This is a genomic window from Amphritea sp., assembly GCF_050300915.1.
In the GTDB taxonomy this organism is placed as follows: domain Bacteria; phylum Pseudomonadota; class Gammaproteobacteria; order Pseudomonadales; family Balneatricaceae; genus Amphritea.
The window spans coordinates 14,361-35,434 of the sequence record NZ_JBNKYN010000043.1 but is presented as its reverse complement, the minus strand read 5'-3'; the positions used below and the strand labels follow the sequence as shown (position 1 = coordinate 35,434).

The 21,074-nt window shown below is 48.6% G+C and carries 15 protein-coding genes and 1 pseudogene; 6 read left to right on the top strand and 10 right to left on the bottom strand.

What is annotated here, in order from left to right; translation table 11 throughout:
* Window positions 1-109: 109 nt before the first annotated feature.
* Together ACQY8X_RS12540 and ACQY8X_RS12535 are read left to right on the top strand one after the other, a co-directional pair.
* Window positions 110-1,348, top strand: a complete 1,239-nt coding sequence (locus tag ACQY8X_RS12540) for a class II histone deacetylase (protein ID WP_428035481.1) — start codon at window positions 110-112, stop codon at window positions 1,346-1,348.
* Between the two features lie 511 nt (window positions 1,349-1,859).
* Window positions 1,860-1,974, top strand: a pseudogene (locus ACQY8X_RS12535) (IS3 family transposase); the annotation flags it as partial.
* 365 nt (window positions 1,975-2,339) lie between these two features.
* Here the strand turns inward: ACQY8X_RS12535 and ACQY8X_RS12530 are convergent.
* From ACQY8X_RS12530 to ACQY8X_RS12520, 3 genes are all read right to left on the bottom strand, one after another.
* Window positions 2,340-3,707 (bottom strand): aminotransferase, encoded by a 1,368-nt coding sequence (locus ACQY8X_RS12530; protein WP_428035480.1) that lies wholly within the window; start codon window positions 3,705-3,707, stop codon window positions 2,340-2,342.
* A gap of 43 nt (window positions 3,708-3,750) precedes the next feature.
* Window positions 3,751-5,256, bottom strand: a complete 1,506-nt coding sequence (locus ACQY8X_RS12525; protein WP_428035479.1) for an aldehyde dehydrogenase family protein — start codon at window positions 5,254-5,256, stop codon at window positions 3,751-3,753.
* Window positions 5,257-5,454: 198 nt separating this feature from the next.
* Window positions 5,455-6,249, bottom strand: coding sequence for an IclR family transcriptional regulator domain-containing protein (locus tag ACQY8X_RS12520; protein ID WP_428035478.1), 795 nt, complete (start codon window positions 6,247-6,249; stop codon window positions 5,455-5,457).
* A gap of 161 nt (window positions 6,250-6,410) precedes the next feature.
* Here ACQY8X_RS12520 and ACQY8X_RS12515 point away from each other — a divergent pair, with 161 nt between their 5' ends.
* Both ACQY8X_RS12515 and ACQY8X_RS12510 read left to right on the top strand, forming a co-directional pair.
* On the top strand, window positions 6,411-7,988 hold the full coding sequence (locus ACQY8X_RS12515) for an alkaline phosphatase family protein (RefSeq protein WP_428035477.1): 1,578 nt from the start codon (window positions 6,411-6,413) through the stop codon (window positions 7,986-7,988).
* A 370-nt stretch (window positions 7,989-8,358) separates the two neighbouring features.
* Window positions 8,359-10,143, top strand: coding sequence for a SulP family inorganic anion transporter (locus tag ACQY8X_RS12510; protein ID WP_428035476.1), 1,785 nt, complete (start codon window positions 8,359-8,361; stop codon window positions 10,141-10,143).
* Between the two features lie 142 nt (window positions 10,144-10,285).
* Here ACQY8X_RS12510 and ACQY8X_RS12505 read toward each other — a convergent pair whose 3' ends face one another.
* From ACQY8X_RS12505 to ACQY8X_RS12490, 4 genes are all read right to left on the bottom strand, one after another.
* Complete coding sequence (locus tag ACQY8X_RS12505; protein WP_428035475.1) at window positions 10,286-11,302, bottom strand: AbrB family transcriptional regulator; 1,017 nt, start codon at window positions 11,300-11,302, stop codon at window positions 10,286-10,288.
* 60 nt (window positions 11,303-11,362) lie between these two features.
* Window positions 11,363-11,533, bottom strand: a complete 171-nt coding sequence (locus ACQY8X_RS12500) for a hypothetical protein (RefSeq protein ID WP_428035474.1) — start codon at window positions 11,531-11,533, stop codon at window positions 11,363-11,365.
* 180 nt (window positions 11,534-11,713) lie between these two features.
* A complete protein-coding gene (locus tag ACQY8X_RS12495; RefSeq protein WP_428035473.1) occupies window positions 11,714-12,673 on the bottom strand; it encodes a diguanylate cyclase in 960 nt (319 codons plus the stop codon).
* Window positions 12,674-13,004: 331 nt separating this feature from the next.
* Window positions 13,005-13,184 carry a hypothetical protein gene (locus ACQY8X_RS12490; protein WP_091361487.1) on the bottom strand — a complete coding sequence of 60 codons (180 nt, stop codon included), beginning with the start codon at window positions 13,182-13,184 and terminating at the stop codon, window positions 13,005-13,007.
* 536 nt (window positions 13,185-13,720) lie between these two features.
* Here ACQY8X_RS12490 and ACQY8X_RS12485 point away from each other — a divergent pair.
* Both ACQY8X_RS12485 and ACQY8X_RS12480 read left to right on the top strand, forming a co-directional pair.
* Entirely contained in the window at window positions 13,721-14,791 is a 1,071-nt protein-coding gene (locus ACQY8X_RS12485; RefSeq protein WP_428035472.1) for a Rieske 2Fe-2S domain-containing protein, read from the top strand.
* A 272-nt stretch (window positions 14,792-15,063) separates the two neighbouring features.
* Window positions 15,064-16,773 (top strand): sigma 54-interacting transcriptional regulator, encoded by a 1,710-nt coding sequence (locus ACQY8X_RS12480; protein WP_428035471.1) that lies wholly within the window; start codon window positions 15,064-15,066, stop codon window positions 16,771-16,773.
* A gap of 67 nt (window positions 16,774-16,840) precedes the next feature.
* On the opposite strand, the gene ACQY8X_RS12475 is transcribed toward ACQY8X_RS12480, so the two are convergent.
* From ACQY8X_RS12475 to ACQY8X_RS12465, 3 genes are all read right to left on the bottom strand, one after another.
* Window positions 16,841-17,803, bottom strand: a complete 963-nt coding sequence (locus tag ACQY8X_RS12475) for a PDR/VanB family oxidoreductase (RefSeq protein WP_428035470.1) — start codon at window positions 17,801-17,803, stop codon at window positions 16,841-16,843.
* A gap of 309 nt (window positions 17,804-18,112) precedes the next feature.
* Window positions 18,113-19,423, bottom strand: coding sequence for a DUF1329 domain-containing protein (locus ACQY8X_RS12470; protein ID WP_428035469.1), 1,311 nt, complete (start codon window positions 19,421-19,423; stop codon window positions 18,113-18,115).
* Between the two features lie 28 nt (window positions 19,424-19,451).
* Window positions 19,452-21,068: a DUF1302 family protein gene (locus ACQY8X_RS12465; protein WP_428035468.1), complete on the bottom strand. Its 1,617-nt coding sequence runs from the start codon at window positions 21,066-21,068 to the stop codon at window positions 19,452-19,454.
* Window positions 21,069-21,074 lie beyond the last annotated feature (6 nt).

Below are 21,074 nucleotides of genomic sequence, written 5' to 3'. Positions count from 1 at the left end.
GGATTTGTAGATTAATTTCTTATCAATTCTAACTATATAGACAAGACACTAAGGATCATTTAAATCAATTCTCTTAGCATGTAAGATATCCACATCAGCATCCAATCAGATGATGACACGTCAGCATCCGTTTAACATCATCTGTCACATCATTTTGCATAATAACAAAATTTTAATTGATCTATCTCACTCATATGATATTCATTTAAAATTTCATTTTCACCGTTGTGTTATAGAGATGAACAAAACTGGTTTTTTTTCTGATGAACGGTGCTTCTGGCATACAACAAGTCAGCACACATTAGTTCTACCCATTAGTCAGTGGGTACAACCTTCTACCAGCGGTGGTCATGCGGAATCACCCGAAAGTAAGCGAAGATTGAAGAACCTGATGGATGTTTCAGGCATATCATCTCTTCTTGCATTGGAAACAGCGACACCGGCAACACGGGAAGCGATTCTCAGGGTACACACGCAGCGTTATCTGGATGAATTAGTTGAAAAAAGCAGCAAGGGGGCGGGGTCTGTGGGTCTGCAGGCTCCTATCGCTTACGGTACTTATGAAACCGCAGCACTCTCAGCGGGTCTGGCCATCGGAGCAGTCAATGCGGTTCTGTCCGGTGAACTGGATAATGCTTATGCGTTATCCCGTCCGCCAGGTCATCATGCTCGGCCTGATGAGGGACTAGGATTTTGCTATCTTTCAAATATTGCTATCGCCATTGAAGAAGCTAAATCTAAATTTGGCATCGAACGAGTTGCTGTTCTGGACTGGGATGTTCACCATGGCAATGGCACACAGGAAATATTTTATAATCGATCAGATGTATTGACTATCTCTTTACATCAGGCAGGTGCTTTTCCAAAAGGCTACACCGGTGAATGTGAACGGGGCAGTGGTGAAGGGGTTGGTTATAATATTAATATCCCACTTAACCCTGGCAGTGGTGGAGCGGCATACGCTCATGCGATGGAGCGTATTGTACAGCCAGCTTTAAATAACTTTAAGCCAGAATTAATTATCGTTGCATGCGGCTACGATGCCAGCTCATTAGATCCTTTGGGACGCATGATGTTAAGTAGCGATGACTTCAGAAGCTTAACGCTCTCCGTTATGGAGTCGGCTAAGGAACTCTGTAATAATCGACTGGTCATGATACATGAGGGAGGTTATTCCGAGGCCTATGTTCCATTTTGTGGACTCGCTGTTATTGAATCACTACTTGGTGCCAGAACAGAGGTAGAAGACATAATGGTAAGTTCTATAAAGGAGCAGCAAGCCAGTGATGCATACCAAAAGTTACAGTTAGAAGAGATAGATAAGCTGGCAAGTCAGTTTAATCTGTAATTCGGATTTACATTTTATCGGGGCATAAACTAAAAGCCATAAACTAATACGGCTGACGACTTACTGATATCAACATGAATACGTCAAGTAATCAGCCGTTTAGCACCCTTTTCACAACGTCTATTGACCCCGCCGCTGCCCCCCCAAAAAAGTTCTGCATAATAAAAGTCACGTTATACCGATAACCCAATCATACACTTCTGTCGCAAGCTGAAGCGGGAACGCCCGTAACAAAGCGTTGCCGTGCGCACGGCATAAATTCAACCACGTTATCAATGACGCAAAGAACAGAGACATAAACACCTCTGCTGACTCGATCTAAGATCTCTGTAAAAGAAATCGATATCAGGCTGACATGCGTAGCGTTTGCCATCAGCGCACCCGGTTAGCGCTATCAATCTGAGTTTGCCTCTGTGAGCTCACTGAGAAAGCCTCTGACCAGGGCTTTGCTATCTACGTTGACTCCCTTCGCAACGTCACAGATTCTTATTGATACAAATAGCGGATTTAGCGTATCTATCGTGAGCTGGCTTTGAATCTGAGGAGATGGCCTTGTAGGCAGAAGGCTTAAGAGGCATAAGCCTGAGCCATTAAAGCAACCGTTACATGCTGATCAGGTATGGTCCTGTCTGATGACAGAAAGCAGCGTCATGAATTTACCCGGAAGAACGAAAAACGCATTGAGTGCACTCAGCCAGGTAACCTCAACAGGCTGTCGGTATTGAGTGCCACAAACGCACAGTTGCCAGATCACCTAATCCAGATCACCTAATAGGTACCGTGGGCTGGGTAGGGAAAAACTTTTTGGAAATGCGGGAGGAAGTATCAGGCAGTGCAACAAGCGGGCTATGGTTTGGCAATTGTGAGCGACGCTATAAAACCAACGGTGGTAAACCACCGTTGGTTTTATAGCGTCTACTGTTAGCACCGGTTAAGAAGGGGAAGGATTACTGCAGATTACCGTGCCTTTATTTTAAGCTAACTAAGTCTGTCAGCCTTTATACCAACGGTAGGTTGCATCTAAAGCGATCGCTGTTTTCTCGATAATCATATCAATTTCAGCTTTGGTGGTGATCAGGGGTGGAGCGAATGCCAGCGTTTCTCCGGCAATCGGGCGAACCAATAAACCTTCCTGTTCAGCAAACTCAGCGACTTTCGCAGCCATAACCTGGGGCTTATCAAATGGCCCTTTAGTGGTTTTATCCTTAACCAGCTCTATAGCTGCCAGCAGCCCAGCGCCACGCACATCGCCCACTAACGGATGGTCACTGAACCCGGCCAGTCGCTTCAGAAAATAATCGCCGACTTCGCGAACATGCTGAACGATATTGCGCTCTTCGTAGATAGCCAGTGCTTCCAGGGCAACCGCTGCACAGACAGGGTGTCCACCATAGGTGTAGCCATGACCAAAAGTGCCTATCTTGTCACTCTCAGAAACCATCGCTTCGTAGATAGGCTGCGAGAGTAACACCGCAGAGATAGGCATGTAGGCAGCGGAAAGTGCTTTAGCACAGGTGATCATGTCAGGCTGCATTCCAACGGTCAGGCAACCCCACATTTCACCCGTCCGCCCAAAACCACAGATAACTTCATCCGCGACCAGAAGAATGTCGTGGCGCTTGAGAACCGCCTGAATTTTTGGGAAATAGTCGGCCGGGGGAATGACAACACCACCAACACCTAAAATCGGTTCGGCAAAAAAAGCAGCAATATTATCTGCCCCTTCATCCTCGATCAGTTGTTCCAGATTGCTAACTAAGCGGTTAACAAAATCCGTTTCCGTTTCGCCCTCTTTCGCCAGGCGATAGTAGTGTGGACAATCCGTATGCAATACCCAGTCGAACGGCAGATTGAAGTCGCTATGCATATGCGGCAGCCCGGTGACGCTGGCGGTGGCCAAACCTGTGCCATGATAACCACGCACCCGCCCGATAACCTTCTTCTTGTTCGGGTTACCCTTCGCATGGTGGTAATACCAGGCCAGCTTTATCGCGGTATCGTTTGCCTCACTACCGGATGACTGGAACAGGACTTTTGACATTGGAACCGGGGCCATCTCAATCAGTTTTTCTGAAAGCGCGATAGTCGGCTCATTTGACCGGTGAGCAAAGGTCTGTCCATATGGCAGCTTTCTCATCTGCTCAGCCGCCGCATTGATAAGACGCTCTTCGCTAAAGCCTAGAGATGCACACCAAAGACCAGACATCCCCTCTATATATTTTGTGCCTGCATCATCGTAGATGTAGATTCCCTCACCACGGCTGGCGATTAACGGACCGTTTTTTTCATGTTGTCCGAGGTTTGTCTGAGGATGCACAACATATGCAATATCTTTTTCGTGTTGGGTCGTTAGTTTCATGGCTCTGTCCATCTTAGAAATTGTTCTTCATTATTTAAGTGGGTTACGCTAACCGCATCATGACTGAGTGAGGTTCCAGATAAGCATTAATGGATGCGGCGCCTAACTCCCGGCCAATACCAGAAAAACCGACACCACCAAATGGCAGGTTTGGATCCAGCACGTTATGGCAGTTAACCCAACTGATTCCGGCCTTCACATTCTCGGTAATCTGGTGAGCCGCCTTCAGATCGTTGGTCCATACACTGGCCGCCAGGCCATATTCCGTACCATTTGCAAGCTCAATGACCTCTTCTGTTGAGTCGAATGGCATGACCGTCAGCACCGGCCCAAAGATCTCCTCCTGAACCACCCGCATCTGATTGTTGGCATTTGCTAAAACAGCGGGCGAAACATAATACCCAGGGCGATCCAGTCGCTGACCGCCGGTAATAAGTTCAGCACCTTCTGACTGACCCAGACGGACATATGCACAGACCTTTTCAGCCTGGTCTTCTGAGATAAGTGGGCCTAACTGAGTATTGGAATCAAAGCCTGGTCCGATTGACATCCTGGCAGCGAATTCGGCTATCCCCCTGACAACATCGTCATACAACGAGCGATGCACATATAACCGGGAAGCGGCAGTACAAACCTGCCCCTGATTATAAAAGATACCCATCGCCGCACCCTGAACCGCCTGTTCTACAGAGATATCCGGCATCACGATCATCGGCGATTTCCCGCCTAACTCCAGAGTGAAGCGTTTCATCCCTTCGACAGCGGCATGTCCGATCAGCTTGCCGGTTGGTAAAGAGCCGGTGAATGTAATCTTGTCGACATCAGGGTGATGGACAAGTGTATTCCCCGCCGTGCCGCCATAGCCGGTGATGATATTTAACACACCCGGGGGATAACCCGCTTCGGCAACCAGTTCGCCTAAACGCAGTGCTGTCAGTGATGATTGTTCTGCAGGCTTTAGCACTACGGTGCAACCAGTCGCCAGTGCAGGAGCCACTTTCCACAGTGCCATCATCAATGGAAAATTCCAGGGAACGATTGCCGCGACAACGCCGACAGGCTGAGGTTTTGTGTAGGCAAAAAACTTGCCTTCTTTAAGGCGAGGTACCGAAACATCCAGTGTTTCACCCGTGATTTTAGTCGCCCATCCCGCCATATAACGAACAAACTCAATGCTACCATTCAGATCAGCCTGACGGGCGGCAACAACGGGTTTACCGTTATCAATCGATTCCAGCTCAGCCAGTTCATCGGCGTGTTGTTCAATAAGGTCAGCGAGTCGCATTAACAGCCGTTGACGCTCTGTTGGTTTCATTGCTGCCCACACAGGGCTGACAAAACACTCTCGTGCGCTACTGACGGCTTTATTCACATCAGTTTCATTGGCGGCTACCAGCTGGCTAATCACCTGCCCGTTAGACGGATCATAAACCGCTATCGTTTCCTCTCCGGCACTATCCTGCCACTGCCCTGCAATAAAAAGCTTTTGCAAACGTTTGATGAGTTTTTGATGCCTGGTGATCAAAGGGTTTTCAATAATAGTCGACACTGCATTCTCCGCACTTATTCCAGCCGCGTTAAGGCTTTATCCAGATAGTGGTGGCTTCGTGTAGGCTATTTTCACTATCGAACCGCACCTCAGTTAACCCAAAGTTAAGATAGTGATTGAGGCAAATCAATTTGTATTTTCACCAGGTGAAATATGCAAATTTAAAGGTTATGGACAGAAAGAAAGTAATACGGGGGATCAGTAGAGTTGATTATCAAATAACAGACTCGCTATTTCCGCAGCAGCCCGTTGTAAGTGCGGTAAATACTCCTCTTCTATCTGCAGCTGATCACTGGTACTGGTAAGCCACACCAGATTCATGGTTGCCTGCACCTCACCCATCAGCATGATGGGAACAGCGATGGCGCTGACCAGTCCGCCATAATTACCAACAGCCCCCCAGTAGCCCTCCTCTCGCTCAGCATAGCCCTTATTGCGGATATCATTCAGTAGCGCTTTCAACCGCGTTTCTTTACGCGCTATTTCCCCCTCTTTGCTCTCTGAGTTTCTCAACCGGTATAAAATGGCTTCACGCTCACGGTCGGGACAGAAAGCAACATAGGCGCGTCCCATGGCAGACTGAAGCATGTCCGGCCTTGCCCCCATGATTTCCCGATTGATGATAAAAGGCGTACGTTTTCTGGTGGTTTCAACAATCTCCATACTATTACCGTTATAGATGGCAATATCTGAAGGCCAGACTAACTCTTCCTGCAGCTTTTCAAGTACAGGTGCCGCGAGTTGCGCCAGCGCATCGTTGGTACTGACTTTAAGTCCGAGTTCATGTATCTGATAGGTGATACGGTAGCAATTATCACCCAACCCCCGGTATACCCAGCCGGCCTCCTCAAGAGTATAAAGAATACGTAGCAGTGTGGCCCGGTCCAGTTTTGTCACGTTATGGAGTTCATTCAGGCTCATCGGAAAGTCTGACTGGTTCATCGCTTTAATCACCTGTAACCCGCGCATCAGTGCTCTGATCTGTTTACTCATGTAAGGCTCTTCTCCACATTAGTTTTCACCTGATGAAAATGTAGTTTGCGTTTATCGGTCAAGTCAATAAATTAACGAGAAAAGTTAATCATGTTCTTTCTGCAGCAGACGTATCCCCGGAAGAATAATGAAATTGATCTGTTTATTTGAGACTTATTCTAATGAGTAAAAAACGCAATATTCTATTCATCATGGCGGACCAGCTACGTGCCGATTACCTGGGTTGTAATGGGCACCCTACAATTCAGACCCCCAATATCGATAAACTGGCAAAGAATGGCGTTAATTTCACCAGGGCGTATTGCCAGGCGCCAGTTTGTGGGCCATCACGTATGTCTTTCTACACTGGACGGTATGCATTCAGCCACGGTGCCAGCTACAACAATGTGCCCCTTAACATCAGTGAAAAATCACTGGGAGAGTATCTGCGCCCACTGGGATACAGAGTTGGCTTGGTTGGCAAGACCCATATGAAACGCGATGATGAGGGGATGAGTCGACTGGGAATCAATCCCGACACATCCCGTGGTGTGCTTCTCTCTCAGTGCGGTTTCGAACCTTTTGAACGTGATGATGGCCTTCACCCGGACCAGAGTGTCAATCCGGATCTTCCCTATAATCAATATCTTCGCGAGCATGGCTTTGAAGGTGACAACCCCTGGCATCTATGGGCAAACTCTGCCGAAGATGATAATGGCGACGTACTCAGTGGCTGGCATATGCGCAACTGCCATTTACCCGCCAGAGTACCTGAAGCACATTCGGAAACCGCCTATACAACCAACCGGGCAATGGATTTCATCACCGAGGCAGCAGATCAGCCCTGGTGCCTTCACCTGAGCTACATCAAGCCCCACTGGCCCTACATTGCACCGGCGCCCTATCACGATATGTATAGCGCAGACGATATTCTACCTGCCGTCAAATCTGAGGCGGAACGCGATAATCCCCATCCGGTTATCGCTGCGTTTATGAACCACTCGGAAGGGATTGTTTTTTCCCGTGAAGAGACCCGCAAAACCGTTATTCCCGCTTACATGGGGCTGATCACACAACTGGACGACCATATTGGACGACTGATGCAGTTTCTGGAACAAAAAGGCATTCTTGACGACACCACTATCGTCCTGACAGCCGATCACGGTGATTACCTGGGTGATCACTGGCTCGGCGAAAAAGAGCTCTTTCATGAGCCCAGTGTGCGTATCCCTCTCATCATTTGTGACCCATCGCAGAACGCGGATGTCACCAGAGGGCAAACAAATGATGAACTGATTGAATCGATTGATCTGGTGCCAACTTTTATAGAGCTGGCTGGCGGACAAGTGGCATCCCACATACTGGAGGGGCGGTCTTTATTGAGCCAGATTCAGAGTAGAGAAAAACCAGAAAACTGGCGCGAATTTGTTTTCAGTGAAGCCGACTACGCCTGGCGTGGTGCACGCACCGAACTGCAACTCGCGCCTGATCAGACCCGTGCTTTTATGGTGAGAAACCATCGTTGGAAATATATCCATTTTGAACATTTCCGACCGCAACTGTTTGATCTTCAGTCAGACCCTCAGGAGTTGAATGACCTGGGCAATCATCCTGACTATGAAGCGATCAGAGCCGAGCTGTCGCAAGCGGTTTATGACTGGTTCAGGCATCGAAAGACCCGCGTCACCATAAGCAATGAGGATGTCGCTTCACGCACAGGAAAAGCCCAACAAAACGGATATTTATTTGGTATCTGGTAAACAGATATTTTTTGTTCTGCCAACAGCCTGTTAACGACCTGAATGTCATCCAGGTCTTATTTCGCATGATCTCTGGCGAAACTTTAGGGGGAGCACTGCTCCCCCCTTTTTTTCAATAGGGTGAAAAACGAAACAGCTTGGTGAATACTTAACCATGAAAATGATATGTACACTAATTTGCCGATGGCTCTGGAATAAATCCATCAGCCCCCTGATAAATCACTATTCAAACGATAAAATCAGGCAGATATTTGCTACACCCTGATCGCCCCACGGGAACCGGCGAATCAAGCAACACCTGAGCAGTTGATCGATGCCTCACTAACAAACCGCTGACTTAACAATATCATTTGGAAAGATTGAACCACTTATGATCAATAAAAGCGTTCCGCCCCGAAAGACCCAACCCAGCCTGAGCATCATGCTACAACGCTGGCTGCCATTTTTGGTCTGGGGCCGTGGTGTCAATCGTCAGTCTTTGACGGCAGATCTGATCGCGGGTCTCACCGGTGCGATTGTGGTTTTACCTCAGGGGGTAGCTTACGCACTTATCGCAGGCGTTCCGCCTGAGTTTGGCATCTACACAGCAATCATCACCTCAGTTGTTGCAGGCTTATTTGGATCATCACTTCACCTGATATCAGGTCCCGCAGCGGCTATCTCCATCGTTGTATTTAGTATTGTCAGTGCCGTGGCACCTCCGGATTCCAGTGCCTTTATTCCTACCGTACTGACGCTGACCCTGATGGCGGGCGTGATCCAGTTAGGCCTGGGGCTGGCCCGCATGGGCGTTCTGGTCAACTTCATCTCCCATACCGTGGTCATCGGTTTCACCGCCGGGGCAGCCATTCTGATTGCGACAAGTCAGCTCAAACATGCGCTGGGCATTGCGGTGCCATCCGGTGCCTCTTTTTTCGAGAGCTGGAACATCCTGATCAGCTCGCTGCCGATTACCAATATCTTCTCACTGACGATCGCCCTGATAACCATTGCCGCGACACTGATCATTAAATACATAGACTCAAGAATACCCGCTATGCTGTTCGGCATCATCATAGGCAGCCTCTCTTGCTGGCTGCTCAATGGCGAACAAAATGGCGTGCCTCTGGTGGGTGCCCTCTCCGGTCAGCTTCCGGTCTTCTCATTTCCTCAACTCTCTGAAGAGAGCTTCAACACCATTCTGCCCGGGGCGCTGGCGATAGCTATTCTGGGGCTGGTTGAGGCCGTGTCCATCGCGCGTGCCATTGCTATCAAATCAGGCCAGCGTATTGATGGTAATCAGGAGTTCATCGGTCAGGGACTGTCAAATATTGTGGGTAGCTGTTTCTCCTGTTTTGCCGGGTCTGGCTCGTTCACCCGGACGGGGGTTAACTATGACAGTGGTGCAAAAACGCCGCTGGCCGCCGTTTTTGCATCCTCTCTGCTGGTATTGATTCTGCTCTTCATCCCCGAAGTCACTCAGTTTCTTCCCCTGCCGGCGATGGCGGGTTCCATCCTCCTGATCAGCTGGAACCTGATCGATAAGCACCATATTCGCCAGATACTGCGCAGCAATAAACAGGAAGCCTCCATTCTGCTTGTGACTTTCCTTTCAACACTGATCGTCGAACTGGAATTCTCAATCTACCTTGGCGTCATACTGTCACTGATCTTTTATCTGAAGCGCACATCCAGACCCACCATCATGGAAGTGGCCCCCAAACCCGGTGCAACCGCAACAGATCTGAGAAGCATACAGCGGTTTCAATTAGCAGAGTGTCCGCAGCTGAAGATTGTCCGTATCGATGGTTCTATCTTCTTTGGTGCCGTGAATCATGTTCAAAAAACACTTTCAGAATTAAATGACCGGTTCACTGAGCATCATCATATTTTAATTAACTGTGCAGGCATCAATTTCATCGATGTTGCGGGTGCTGAGATGCTACTGCAAGAATCCAGAAACCTGGAAAAGCACGGATTGAAATTAAGTTTTTGTGCCTTGAAAAATACCGTCAGGGATGAGCTTGAGTCCAACAACTATTTTGAAAAGCTGGGCGCGGGTAATTTTTATCCGACAGTTGATGATGCGCTAAGCCAGATAGTCCCCAGGCTAAACAATACTATTTGCGATAGCTGCACTAAAAAGGTGTTTAAACAATGCCCGGGACAGTGCTGAAGTCCGTCAACGCCGACGACAATCAGTGACTGGTTGACGAATCTTTGTGTTGCTGAACTCAACGTGTGACTCATAGCTGCATGCTGCAGTTCTACAATCGTCCCGCTAAGAGTTTTGCCCGGCAAAGCGCTCCTTCAAGGCTTTATTCAGACGTTTTTCGTCTTATCAGAATCAGCAGCAGTGGTATTGTCATACTCATAATCAGCATTCTGAACAGCTGATGGGTAGCAACAAACAGCGCATCGACATCCTGATTCATGGCAATGGCGATCATCACCTCCATTCCACCCGGGGCATAAGCCAGCATCGCCTGGGTCCAGGGAATAGCGGCAACATAGTGAAGCACCGCCGCAAATCCAGCGGATACAACCAGGGTAATAATCAAACCGCCGGTAGCAGCCCTGATCTCTGCAATTGACTCCCGAATATCGATATTATTAAAACGTGAGCCAATAGCGCAGCCAAGAAATACCAGTAAGGCAACCAGAATCATATCCGGGAAGCGCCAGTCCCACCCCAGGCTATGCTTCAACAACAGGGTAGCCAGAATCCCGCCTACCAGCATCGCAGCCGGAAGTTTCACACGCTTCAGGCACCAGCCAATCACGGCCGCCAGAGCGATGGTAATGAACATTCGCTCCGGATGATCGATATGCAGCCCCTGCACAGAAACACTGCGTTCTGCAACGGGCAGAAACAGTGGTATGCAGAACACCAGAAATAATAGACGGACACTGTGTATCAGCGAAATACGACGTACATTGGCATTCATTTCAGCAGCCATGCTGAGCATAATGGCCAGATTGCCGGGCACTGAGCAGAACAACGCCTCATCCCTGCGCCAGCCACGCTGGGATAAGTAATAGCGATATAATACCCATAATAGCGAAGCCAGCATCAGACACATCAGCACAATTGAACCGGCCCAGTGAAGCAGTTGATCCACCAGCCCCGACTCAATATTAAGCGCTACAGAAATGCCCAGAAACAGCGTGATCACAGATGATGTTGCCGCTGGCATCGCCACCTGAATGTGGCTAACCCCAGCCAGCACCACCGCCAGTAATGCGCCGATAAGCCAGGCCGATGGCAGTCCAAGCCAACGGGCAATCAGCCCACCCAAAGCACCCAGGGCAATTGTCCGAACAACTAACAGCATTTTTGATAATGTCCAAAAAAATAGGGAGCCATAGCCGCCCCGAAAACTACAGGTTATACATTAAAGTTGCCCATTACGCAGCAGAAAGCCAACCACACCTGACAGCATAAAGAACAGGTCAACACTGTCACCATGTAGCGAACAGATACCGGCAAGGGTCAGCATCGGAGGCAGCACGTCGTTGCGGATAAAAGCCGCCTGAGCGCATGCACCCGGGGGTTGAGGGGCCATTTACTTACAGCCTGCAACAGGCCTATCCGTTGCGCTTTAAGCCTATCCCGTTAAGCCGGCGCTGATGGTTTATCGGGATCAGCTGTAACAACGCCGCTTTATCAATGAGTGGAGTAATGCGATTTTATACAATCTCTTTGCGCCCCGATAACACCCGGAAATAGCAACAGACATTACAGGTTAAAAGCAGGTCCGATTACGGCCACTGCCTTTGGCCTGATAAAGCGCCGTATCCGCTCTGGCAACCAGAGATTCCTTGCTATCGCTCTCTTCAGCCTGCGCCAGCCCTGCGCTCAGGCTGACATTAACAACCTGACCGGAGCGGGTTCTGAAATCCACCTCTGACAGCTCTAATCGAAGCCGTTCCACTGCGGTGAATGCATCATTGATCTCCACTTGCGGCATGATGATAACGAATTCCTCACCACCATAACGATATGCGCTATCGACCGAACGCAGATGTGACTGAATTAAAAACCCTAATTTCCGCAGAACCTGGTCGCCGAACGGGTGTCCAAAACTATCATTCACCCCCTTAAAAAAATCCAGATCAAGCATACAGAGCGACAGAGGCTGCTTATAGCGGCGCGACCGTTCAAACTCATGTTCAAGTTCGTTATAAAAATGTCTGGCGTTGTAAAGCTGAGTCAAATCATCCACCTGACTCAATTCACGATAACGTTGTTCCCGCTCAGTTAACTCGAATTCGGCGTTTTTGCGATCAGATATAACCACCAACGTTTCGATAGCACCGATAATAATGCCACTTGCATCTTTTATAGGCGAAGCCGTAAAAGATAACCACTCTCCCCCTTTACCGACATCGGGGAAGAAGTCCTCTGCCATAAAGGCTCCAGGGAGAACATCTGAAGGTTGATACTTAGCGGCGTAAAACTGATCCAGCTCGGCTATGTTCACTCCGGCGACAATCAGGTCTGCCATGGTCGGCCGTTTATTCCTATAAAAGGGCCGCCAATGGTCCTGCGTACCAACTACGTCACGACTACTCAGTCCTGAAGCAATTTCCAGCGAGACATTCCAATGGGTAATCACATGTTGAGTATTGATAATAAAGGCAGGAATCGGGATATTATTCAGCAGATTTCCAACACCGATTCCATCCAGCTTCGTTTTTGACACAGATAGATCGCTCTCACTCAAGTTACAACGTTGAATACAGAATCGAGCATTCAATAATTAGAGTTGTTAGCCTGCCTTTGATTCGAAGCAGAATTATAACCGAAGAGCAAAAAACGGCCTATAGCACCTTAGATTAAGCAGCGTAAATTAAGCACTCCAGCTCAGGATTCGCAGGGCTATTGTCCATCTGTCCCACTGATAGACGACAGAGTATAAAGTTGAAAAAAATTGAGAGCCCCCTTAGAAAGGGAATCGAAAGGTCAATCAGTTAAGCTTAATAACAACCGGAGCATTAATTGCATCATCGCCTATCGCAAGCGGTGTGGCGTTATTACTCATTACTCATCAGTAACTCATGCCCCACCACTTCATCAATCACCGCATAAGGGATGCGGTATTCTTTCTCCTCATATTTAACCAGTGCGTAGTCATAACACATTTTCAGGATAATACAGTTGGCCACCTGACCATCCTTAACGACACGAATAATATTGCGGTTATGAAGCAGCATACCTAAACCTTTCTGTCACTCAGGACAGTCCGTTACATCATGTTTACAAAGCAGACAACGCGAGTTGGTCTCTCTTACGCCTTCCCAGAACTCAATCATAAGCATAAGGCTTTACCCTCGCAATGACTCTTTCAAACTGTTCACCGAAGCCTGAAGCGCTGCTGATTGACTGCACCTTTGTGTATATTCCTGTACTCAGCTGCACATGCCAGTCGCGCCACGTTTTACTCATCACGCCACGCAGGGCAATGACCGGCAAACCTTTTGAAAAGATACATCACCCCAAAGTGATTGAAATAGTGCATCCATTAATACAACTCATCCTGCATTGAATGAATCCAATCACAAACATCTGACCAATCTCCTAAATAAATAATATTCTTATTTAAGATCATATAGTTAATCAATCAGGAACAGTTCGTGCTTTATCTGTCAGGCAATCAATGCTGAACCGTAAATAACCCATAGCGGTTTTTGCCTTAAAAAAGATATTGCGCCCTTTAACAATAAAAATAATGCTTTAAAGGAGAGACTCTATGTCTGATCAGAACACTCCATATCTGAAAAACACCTGGTACGTCGCTGCACTTTCAACTGAACTTGATGACGGCCTCTTTTCCCGCGTATTACTGGATACACAAATTGTTTTTTATCGCAAAGAGGATGGTACTCCGGTTGCTCTGCTTGATCGATGCCCGCACCGTTTTGCCCCTCTGAGCATGGGTAAACGCTGTGGCAATGATGTTGTATGCCCCTACCATGGCCTGGCATTCAACTCAGAAGGACAGTGCACCAGCAACCCCCATGGCAATAAGCGCATCCCCGCCAAAGCTAAAGTCCCGTCATTTCCTCTGATGGAAAAACACGGTTTTATCTGGATATGGATGGGTGATGAGGTTGCGGACGAAAATCAGCTCCCTGATTACACAACGCTAGACACCGGCCACGACAATGCAATCGCTTACACCTACATGAAATGGCCCTGTCATTATGAACTCATTATCGATAATGTCATGGATCTGAGCCATGTAGACCACCTGCACGGAGAGATCATCACCACCCGCGGACAACTCTCTCCGCAGATTCCAAAACTGGAGGAGAATGCCGGCCAGCTGGCTGCCTCATGGGAGTGGAAACAGACGCCACCTATGCTGATTTTTAACGACTTTTTACCTGAACCCGGTAAAGAAGCATCCCATCGGGTGACAGTCACCTGGGCAAAACCGGCCAATATTCAATTATCGATTGGCTGCAGTCAGGGAAACCAGCCAATTACTTTTGCAAGCGAGGAGGCGGTCTCACAATACGATCTACACGTCTGCACCCCCGAGAGCAAAAACTCGACCCACTACTTTTTTGTCACCCGACGCAATCATAATGTCGAGGATGCCGACTATAATCAGATCAAAATCCAGAATATGCATGCTGCGTTTGAGTTAGAGGATGGCCCAATACTGAAGGCGGTTGAAGCTGCAATGGAGACGCCTGATTTTCTCAGCCTCGATCCGGTTCTGATCAGTAGCGATGCCGCCCCTGTCCGGGTTCGCAGAACCCTGAAAACGCTGATAGAAGAGGAGCATCAAACCAAACTGACCCTGGCCTCATAAATATTATTGCGGTGCCACCAACTGGCTTTAATGTGAGTTAAAGCCAGTTTTAATATCACATAACCTACCAGAGGTCTGGGTCGCTGCACCCGCTATATTATCGCTGTAAACAGCTCACAGACTCTGTGAGTATGCATCACTCAACCAGTCGCCACTTTGCTGCATCTCATTCACGCCCTCTTCAGCGGATAATTAGCTTTTTGCCTGATATCATGCAATAACAATAATATTAAATCGCTGGGATTGAAGATCATCAGCTCATCGGAAGCACTATGTCCAGAAAACAGAATAGTTCCGCGGCACACCATACAGCGGCAAAAGAGCTTACGGAACACTTACGGCTCTCCCCCGATAGTGCGCATATCACCCTGTTTAACCAGCGCATGTTACTCATGCATGGTTTTTCCCTCTCCGAACTGAGAAAAGAGATCATAGAACGGCTGGGGATGACCACAGCCAGGTCAGTCTTCACGCGACTGGGTTATCAACAGGGGATAGAAGATTACAACCGTGTCAGAGCACTGTATGGCGATGACCCCTATCTGAATGTAACGCTGGGGCCCGCTTTAAGGGGACTGGAGGGCTATGTTGTCAGTGATGCGATGGAGATCCATATCGATCAGGAGAAAGGGGAGTTCTACGGCGACTTCACCTGGTTAAACTCCTGGGAAGCCCGATCTCATATCGATCAGTTCGAATCGAGCGGTGTGCCTGCCTGCTGGATGAGTGTGGGTTATGCATCGGCCTACGCCACCGGAATTTTTGGTAAACCCGTACTGGCCAGAGAAACCGAATGTATCGCCATGGGGCACGCACGCTGCCGGGCCATTATGAAGCCTTTAGATGAGTGGGAGGATACACTCGCGGATCTGGCATTCTTTCAGATAGAGGATTTTGTAGACCCACCGATAACCAACCGCAGCGGTACCCGCAGAAGTAAAACCCATATCCCTTTTGCGCCCCCGGTGGAAGATAAAGAACTGGTGGGTGCCTCAGCAGCGTTTAATTCAGTTATCTACCTGTTAAAACGAGTGGCTCAAACAGAAACCACCGTGCTGTTTCTCGGTGAAAGCGGCGTCGGTAAAGAGCGTTTCTCCCGGGCTCTACACGCAATTGGCCCCAGATCCGAGCAGCCGTTCATATCAATTAACTGTGCCGCCATTCCCGATAACCTGATCGAATCAGAACTGTTTGGGGTTGAAAAAGGAGCCTTTACCGGGGCAACGGCATCTCGCCCCGGACGTTTTGAAAGAGCCAATGGCGGCACCCTGTTCCTGGATGAAATTGGTAGTTTGCCGTTTCATGCCCAGGGTAAATTATTACGGGTTTTGCAGGAAAGAGAGATTGAAAGAATCGGCGGCACTGAAACAAAACATATTGATGTCCGCGTCGTCGCCGCAACCAATGAAGACCTGCGTCAGGCGGTCAAAGAGGGTCGTTTCAGGGCCGATCTGTATTACCGCCTGAATGTGTTTCCTGTGCGTATTCCACCATTAAGGGATAGAAGAGATGATATCCCGCTGTTACTCAACGTGTTCGTTGCCCGTTTTACCGAGCGCAGTAACAAATCGATCAGGGGGATCACGCAACAGGCACTGGATGCTCTGTGGCACTACGACTGGCCTGGTAATGTCAGGGAGCTGGAGAACTTTATCGAACGGGCAGTCATTCTGGCCAATGACGATGAAGCGATCGACATACACCATCTGTTTACCGCAGAGGAGTTGCCTAACCTTAGAATCCAGTCACTAAAAGAGGATAAGTCCAATAGTGAGCAACCCATCAAGGGTTCTGATAAGTCCAGAGAGTTAGTTAATAAGCTTCTGGATCAGGGACAAACATTTGCCGATATCGAGCAGGCGCTTATCGATGCGGCGCTGATTCGCAACCATGGCAAAGTCACCGCTGCAGCCAAACAATTGGGGATTGGCAGAGGTAAAATGCAATACCGGATGACAAAAATAAAACAGAGCGATAGCTAGTACCGCCCGGTTTCCTGAGATGCCAGGATCGTTATCGACCTTTCCCCTCAGATTTCAGATCGACCGCTTACAGATCTAACACCAGCCGGGGCGATCTGGATCGTGAGCAACAGGGTAAAAACTGATCATTCTTTCTGCGTTCCTCATCATTAAAGTAGAGATCGCGATGATCCGGAACCCCCTCCAGAACACGGGTAACACAGGTACCACAAACCCCCTGTTCACAGGAATAGTCAAGTTCGATACCGGCGTCGGCCAACGCTTCTAAAGCGGTTTGCTCCTCCGCTACATGGATAACCTTTCCCGAACTTGAAAGTAAAATATCGAACGCATCACCCGACGCTGAAGCAGGGTCTGCAGCAAAATGTTCGAAGTGGATCTGCTCTGAAGGCAGGCCATACTGTTCAGCGCTAGAAGCAACAAAGTCAATAAACCCTTTAGGCCCACAGACGTAGATATGAGCATCCCGCGCTGATGTTTCAAATATGGTATGGATATCGAGTGTCTGATCTTTGTTGCCATCATCAAAGTGAAACTCCACCCGATCAGCAAACTGGCTATCACGCATTCGCCCGGTAAACGCCGCCGCCGACTCAGCCCGGGCACAATAGTGTAGCCTGAACTCAGATCCCGCCATTGCAAGCCGTTCAGCCATACACAAAATAGGGGTTATGCCGATACCGCCAGCAAACAGAATACTGTTTTGCGCTTCATGAACCAGTTCAAAATGATTTTTCGGGGCACTGATCCTGAGGATAGAGCCCACCTCTACTTCATCATGAATAGCAATAGATCCCCCACGCGATTGCGGATCACGCAACACCGCAATCTGATAGAAATGACTCGCAGAGGGCTCATTACAGAGGGAGTACTGACGAATCAGTCCCGGTTTTATTTCAACATCGACATGTGAACCGGCACTGAAAGACGGCAGAGTATCACCCTCCAGGCTGACCAGTTTGAATGAATAGATATTGTCCGCTTCCAACAATTTGGCAGCGACTTTTACAGAGATCATTGTCTCAGCCATTTTTTCACCCCTTAGATTAATGATGTCCTGTGCCCGGTGACACAAAGCCGTTTGAACTGATATCGCGTTACTCACGCCTTCTAAAAAATACCGTCCCTGGTAAAAGAGTGCTCAAGCGGAGTGCTGATAAGCACGAAGGGAATCACAAACGGGGATGGCAGACTTTGCCGGATTGCACCCGAACGGATACAGCAAAGCATTTGTGGCTGAGAGTGGTCGCTAAGTACTCAACTCCGCCTTCCACTACCACCCCGGTATTGACTGTAAAGAAGCGGCACTATCCATAGCCCCGCTTAGTTGATCCGGCTATTAACGGCCGGAAGCCCGCAGATTTTGTACCGTCATCTTGCTTTCAGGTGTCAGCTCAGGATCGATGATCCCTTTGAACTGCCCCGTGGTACAGTGCTGCGCCTGCATATCGATCATGGTAAAGGAGTCATCGATTGACACACCGCTGCCCTTGTTCTGGGCCAGATGGTGATCAGGATGCGCCTGGCCAATACTGAAGCTCTTCCAGATTGCACCGTTTCTGTCGTAGGTTACCGTCCGTGGAATGGTGAATGTCTGGGTATCAATAAAGTGCTGACGTTTACTGATCGGATGGTTTGGATCAAGCGGTTCACCTTCAAGTTGATACACCTTACGCAGCTGATAGGTAACGTTCGGGAAACAGTTACCCTTGCCACCGTATGAGATCATCTGATAACCGTCTTCATCCTTAGGAATCTCGGTATCCAGTGGCATATCATTGTGGTTATACATCGGCAGCAACATGTTACGGGTGCCTTTGTAGGTCCATTTCATATCGGAAATACGTCCGTTATACCCTTCAAAGTCTTCGATCATGATATCCGAGCCCAGAAATGCATCGGTAACCTGACCAGAAGACAGACGACGTACACGACGCTGGAAACCCAGATACAGATAGGCGTTGTCCCGCTTAAGGTCATCCTCAAACCGCTGAATCAACAGCTGAGTGTTCTTCACATCAAAGGGTTCCAGTACTTCCAGGTAGGTGGCGCGGAACAGATTTGAAGGGTTTGGCGTAATGGCCGGAACCGGGGCCTGCTGAGTACGGTGAGTGTAGTTTAAAAAGTTAAAATTGAACTTAAGTGTTCGCTCAGCCTTGCCGCTGTTCATATCTTTGAAGGTCCAGTAAAACGGCCAGATCGCAGCAGAATCACCCCAGTTATAGCCATACTTAAAGTTCCATGCGAGCTTTTCACCGGCGCGTGGATCATCCATAGAGGGTTCCTGGGGGAAGGGACGACCCGCTACTGAGCCGCTGATTTCACCGACCTTATCGCCCAGTTTGACATCATTCATATACTTGCGGGTGGCGTCGACATAGCTCTTATTGAGATCAAACGAGGTGGTTTCCCCCACTTTTATTTCGGTATCACCGGCTTTAATAAAGTCATACATCGCCGGGTCGATAATCTCTTTAAACTGATCAACATTCCCCTGATTGATGGTCATCCCGACACTTAATCCCTGGTAGGTTGGGACACCATTTTTATACGGATAAAATGCATTCTGTACATCCTGTTCCGTCGCGGCCATGGCTGAAGCAGATACAGCCGTTGTCAGCGCCAGAGAGATAAAGGTTTTCTTAAACATAATGGTTTACCTTCTTATCGTTATTTTTTTAGAAGCTGTAACGTACGCTCAGCTGGAATTCATCTTCCTGATTAGCCACCCCAATCGGGCCATTGAGGAAACGCGCCAGAGGCTCTGTCTGGCCACCCGCAGCGGCTCCGCCTGCTACAGACCATGGGAAGGTTTTCTTGCCGCCCTCTTTAATATTGAAGGCCGCATTAACTTTCCAGTTATCATTGATCAGATAGTCAATGCTGGGAGCAACGGCTGTAGCTTCTGCCGCAAAGTCATGGGCGATAATAATCTGTGGGCTGAGACGGTTATTCATATAGAAGCCTTTGAATAACAGTGTCGCGATCCAGTTATCCTTCTTGTTGGGCATATCTCTTTCATGATCAAGAATATGCTCACCAAACAGCTGGGTGGATAACAGAAATGCACTACTGGTGCCCAGTGCAGGAATGATGAGGTTTTTGTCAAAACCGATCACATAGCGCAGCATATCGGTTTTCTTATAACCATCGGCATCACGGGCTAACTCTTCACCCTCGGTATAGGCCATCTCCAGTCGCCAGACAGCATCCTGATCCATCGAGTAGTAGTCGACGGAACCACCCAGCAGGTTGACTTCAGGAAAATGGATATCAAACAAGCCAAAGTTATTACCCGGTCCACCTAACGCATGGATAGAAGGTAGCTGTTGACGATAGTGCAGAGCATTCAGAGAGAAGGTGGTATCACCATAAACCCCCTCCCACTTGGCACCAAACTGGGTATTTCTCAGTGACCACTCATAATCAACCACATCATTAATGACATAGGGGCCGCCACCGTTGATGCGTGAAGCAAAGAAACAGCCACCATCAAGAATGGCATAGGGCTGACCACAGGTACCCAGATTATTAGGGCGGAACTTATCGATATTCCATACCAGGGAGAAGTTGGAATCATCAAATACCTTATTTGGACCCATGCGCCACTCTGCGGTGAGCATCCACTGAGGTATACGGATATCTTCCAGCTCGTCGTAGATATTATGCCGGGAGTAATCCACCGGGTTGATCACATCCAGCACGCGGAACAGGTCGGTTTTACCCCAGACGACCTGCTGCTTACCAAAGCTGAGATTCAGAACAGTACCGCTGTCCAGCTGTTTATCGGCGCTGATATAAAGTTCGCGGATAAAGTCCAGCCGGTCATTAAAGTCGGGATAACGGACATCATTTTCAGACTGATCCATATAACCATCGAGGTTATGACACAGCTGAGGATCATTCTCGCAAGGTAACGGTGTTCCGGGAGCAAGAATCGCGGTCGAGGTGTCCTGACCATGCCAGTTTTCACCCAGATAGTTTGCCTGTGCATCTTTGCCAAACTCGTCACTATTGAGATCGTAAACACCATCATAGGTGGCGCGCAGCGTACCGTTGATCGAGACGTTATCCCAACCATCGGTTTCCAGCTGTTTAGAAAACTCAGCCTGGGCTGTATTACGAAACTTAGATAAGCCAACCCCATCACGCACGTAGGTGGCATTTTCTACGAAACCTGCCCATTCAGTATCGGCCGCAACCGCTGCGGTACTGAGCCCCAGTGACATGGCAGTGACGCCCATAGCCACACCGGCAGCCAGCTTATTCATCGTCATTATTATTGTTTTTGACATGTTTAA